3 protein-coding genes are annotated in these 4,030 nt (G+C 73.0%); 1 reads left to right on the top strand and 2 read right to left on the bottom strand.

Going from position 1 to position 4,030, the window contains the following annotated elements:
* Positions 1 to 83: 83 nt before the first annotated feature.
* On the bottom strand, positions 84 to 1,445 hold the full coding sequence (locus ACFUVW_RS20020; RefSeq protein ID WP_430573050.1) for an ABC transporter substrate-binding protein: 1,362 nt from the start codon (positions 1,443 to 1,445) through the stop codon (positions 84 to 86).
* A 129-nt stretch (positions 1,446 to 1,574) separates the two neighbouring features.
* Positions 1,575 to 2,822 (bottom strand): ROK family protein, encoded by a 1,248-nt coding sequence (locus ACFUVW_RS20015; protein ID WP_430573049.1) that lies wholly within the window; start codon positions 2,820 to 2,822, stop codon positions 1,575 to 1,577.
* A gap of 147 nt (positions 2,823 to 2,969) precedes the next feature.
* On the opposite strand from ACFUVW_RS20015, the gene ACFUVW_RS20010 reads away from it, so the two are divergent.
* Entirely contained in the window at positions 2,970 to 3,965 is a 996-nt protein-coding gene (locus ACFUVW_RS20010) for an acetylxylan esterase (protein WP_430573048.1), read from the top strand.
* Positions 3,966 to 4,030: the final 65 nt, after the last annotated feature.

The following is a 4,030-nucleotide window of genomic DNA, read 5'->3' as shown; positions in this document are numbered from 1 at the left end:
GCGCACCGGAGTGCGCCGCACCGGCGACGACCCCGCCCCCGGCCCGCCCACGGGGGCGGGGGCGAGGGTGGCGGTCACTGTCGTCAGCCGTTCGTCGTGTTCTCTTCGCCGACCTGGGCGATCACGGCCTCGTCGTAGACGGCGGCCGCCTCCTCGGGCGTCTGCTGGCCGGTCATCACCGACTCCATCGCGACCTGGATCGCGTTGGAGATCTGGGCGTAGTCGGACGTGGCGGGGCGGAAGTTCGTCACCTCGACGAGATCGGAGAAGAACGGCACCGTGGGGTTCGCCTCGGAGTACGACGGCTCCTCGGCGACGTCGGTGCGCACCGCGATCTGGCTGTTGTCGATCGCGAACCGCAGGGAGTTCTCCTTGTCGAGCGCGTGCGTCAGCACGTCGAACGCCACGTCGGGGTTCTTCGTCCCCGCGCCGATCGCCATCGTCCACCCGCCCGACATGCTCACCGCGCCGGGGGCCTGGCCCTCCTGCGTGGGCATCGCGGCCGTCCCCATGACCTCGGTCCACTCGGGCCAGGGCGCCGTGCCCTCCTCCAGCCAGGTGCCGGGCATCCAGGAGCCGTCGAGGGCGATGCCGAGCTTGCCCTGGGGCAGCCACTCGGCCGAGACGGTGTTGCCGACGTTCGGGTCGAGCGCCTGCTGCGGCGTCGGGGCGAGGCCCTCGGTGTAGATCGTCCGGATGAAGTCGAGCGAGTCGACGAACTCCTGGGACCCGACGACCCACTTCGAGGCGTCGGTGTCGTAGAGCGTGCCGCCCGTGCCGTACAGCAGCATCTCGAAGCCCTGCATCGTGGAGCCCTCGCCCATCGGCTTGCCGGAGTAGACGTTGAGCGGGATGACGTCGGGGTCGGCCTTCTTGATCGCCCGGGCGGCCTCGAGGAGCTCGTCCCAGGTCTTCGGCGCCCAGTCCTCGGGCAGGCCGGCCTTGGCGAGCACCTCCTTGTTGAACCACAGCCCGCGCGTGTCGGTGCCCATCGGGACGCCGTAGGTCTTGCCGTCGTCGCCCAGCCCGGCCTGCTTGGCCTGGTCGACGAACTGGCCCCAGTCCTCCCACCCGGCGAGGTGGTCGTCCAGCGGCAGCAGGTATCCCGCCTCGACGTCGGACTTGATCATGAACGTGTCCTCGTACATGAGGTCCGGTGCGGTGCCGGGCGAGCGGTTCATGAGCGCGAGCTTCGTGAAGTAGTCGTTCTGGCTGGCCTCGATCGGGACGAGCTCGATCGTGACGTCCGGGTTCTCCTTCTCGTACTCGGCCTTGACGTCCTTGAACAGCTCGTCGGCCTGCGTGAAGTTCCCGAACTTCTGGTACGCGATCTTGATCGTCGCGTCCCCGCTGGCGCCCTCGCCGGCCCCCGAGCCGCAGGCTCCGAGAGTGAGGACGAGCGCCGTGACCGCGGTCCCCGCGGCGAGGTGTCGTGCCAGTCGCATGCTGCTCCTTTGCCCACATGAGCGGCCCGACGACGCCGGGCCGGCTGACGCGAATAACTCAACCGAATTGAGTTAATGCTGTCAAGCAGGCCCGCCCGACGGTTCGTCGTGGATCCTCGGTGCGACGGGCTACGGGTGCGCGAGGGCGCGCGCCGCTCCCCCGTCGACGAGCCCGGAGGGTCGCGGGGTGAACAGCCCGTCGAGCACCAGGCTCGCCGCGCCCACCGCGCCGACGTGGTCGCCGACGGCGGAGCCCAGCACCTCGACGGCGTGCACCTCGCGCAGCGTCGCCTGCAGCGTGAGCTCCCGCCGCACGACGGGCAGGTAGTGGGGAGCGAGCCGCGCCCACGCCGGGCCGCCGAAGACGACGACCCCCGCGTCCACGAGGTCGGCCACCACGGTGATCCCGCGGGCGACCCGCCGCGCGGACGTCGCGAGGATCCCCGCGGCGACCGCGTCGCCGTCGGCGGCGGCCCCGCACAACGTCGTGAGGGCCGCGTCGAGCTCCGTCGGCGTCGACGCCGGGGTGCCCGGGGGCAGCACGCCGCCGGCGACGGCCTCGGCCACCAGCGTCGCGGGGGCGGCGGAGATGCCGATGCACCCCCGCTGGCCGCAGCCGCACAGCGGGCCGTCGTTGTCGACCACCAGGTGGCCGACCTCGCCCGCATTGCGCGACGACCCGGCGAGGAGCTCGCCGTCGTGCGCCACCGCCACCGCGACGCCGAAGCCCGTGTAGAAGAACAGGGAGGTGCCGCGCAGCATCCGGTTACCACGCCACAGCTCCGCCACCATCGCCGCCGACACGTCCTTGTCCAGCACGACGTCGAAGCCCGTCGCCGCGGCCAGCAGGTCGCGCACCGGCACCTCCTCCCAGCCGTCCAGGAGCGGCGGGCGGAGCACCGTGCCGGCGGAGAGGTCCACCGGCCCCGGCGCCGCCACCCCCAGACCCAGGACGGCGGAGCGGTCGACGCCGGCCCGCTCGAGCATCGCGGCGGCCGCCGCGGCGACGGCCTCGGCCACCGCCTCGGGCCCGGCCGGCGTCCGCTCGACGACCTTCTCCACGGTGCGGCCGTCGAGGTCCACGAGCACCGACGTCACGACCACCGGGTCGATGTGCACGCCCAGCGCGAACGCGCCCTGCGGCTCGAGGTAGAGCATCGTGCGCGGCTTGCCCCGGCCCTCGGCCCGGCGCTCCCCCTCGACGACGTACCCGAGCGCGACGAGCCGCGCCACGATGTTCGACACCGCCTGGAGGGACAGCCCCGTGCTCGCTGCGAGCTCGCTGCGGCTCGTGCCGCCGGACGCCCGCCGCACCTGGTCGAGCACGACCATCTGGTTGAAGTCGCCCACCCGCGGCAGGTTGGTCCCGCGTCGCACCGTGTCCTCACCTCGCCCGTCCGACTGGTTGCAGAGTAGACGTCCGGGACGGGAAGCGTTCTCCCGCGGCCCCGGCCTCCCCGGCTACAGTGCAGCCCGACACCGCACCGCTGCGGGTGGTCCCCGCAGGAAGCCCGGAGGAACCCGATGGCCCAGTTCGACCTGCCCGTGCCCGAGCTCGAGGCGTACGTCCCCGAGATCGACGAGCCGGCCGACTTCGACGCGTTCTGGTCGCAGACCCTCGTCGAGTCCCGCGCGCACGACGACGTCCCGGCGCTGGAGCGGGCGGACACCGGCCTCACGCAGCTCGTGGTGGACGACGTCACCTTCCCCGGGTTCGACGGGCAGCCGGTCAAGGCGTGGCTGACGCGGCCCGCGCACCACGACGCCGCCGCCGACGGCCCGCTGCCGGCGGTCGTCGAGTTCGTCGGCTACGGCGGCGGCCGCGGGCTGGCGCACGACCACCTCGGGCTCGCCGCCGCCGGCTACGCGCACCTCGTCATGGACACGCGCGGCCAGGGGTCCGGCTGGGGCCACGGCGGCGACACCCCCGACCCGGTGGGCAGCGGCCCCGCCTCCCCCGGCTTCATGACGCGCGGCGTGCTCGACCCGCACGAGCACTACTACCGGCGCGTCTTCACCGACGGCGTGCGGGCCGTGGATGCCGTGCGCCGGGTCGAGGGGATCGACCCCGCGCGCGTCGCCGTCACCGGCACGAGCCAGGGCGGCGGCATCGCGATCGCCGTCGCCGGGCTGGTGCCCGATGTCGCCGCCGCGGTGCCGAACGTGCCGTTCCTGTGCCACTACCGCCGCGCCGTGCAGATCTCCGACGCGTTCCCCTACGGGGAGATCACGCAGTACCTGTCCGTGCACCGCGAGCACGAGGACGCCGTGTGGCGTACGTTCTCCTACCTCGACGGCGTCTCGTTCGCCCGCCGCGCCCGCGCGGCCGCGCTGTTCTCGACCGCCCTGCGCGACGACGTCTGCCCGCCGTCCACCGTGTACGCCGCGTACAACCAGTGGGGCGCGCTGGGCGAGACGGCGCCGGACACGGCGATCGACGTCTACCCCTACAACCGCCACGAGGGCGGCCAGGGCTACCGCTTCGCCCCGACCCTCGCCTGGCTCGCCAAGCACCTCTGATGCCGAGATAGAGAACCCAGACCCGCGAGATAGAGAAGCCCGGGCGGGTTCGCATGGTTGCGAAC

It is taken from the genome of Isoptericola sp. NPDC057391, from assembly GCF_042668085.1.
GTDB lineage: Bacteria > Actinomycetota > Actinomycetes > Actinomycetales > Cellulomonadaceae > Isoptericola.
This window is presented reverse-complemented; position numbering and strand designations above follow the sequence as displayed.

Bases quoted from the DNA above. Each gene is read 5' to 3' on its own strand.
- ACFUVW_RS20020 (WP_430573050.1), bottom strand. From the start codon at position 1,445: ATGCGACTGGCACGACACCTCGCCGCGGGGACCGCGGTCACGGCGCTC.
- ACFUVW_RS20010 (WP_430573048.1), top strand. From the start codon at position 2,970: ATGGCCCAGTTCGACCTGCCCGTGCCCGAGCTCGAGGCGTACGTCCCC.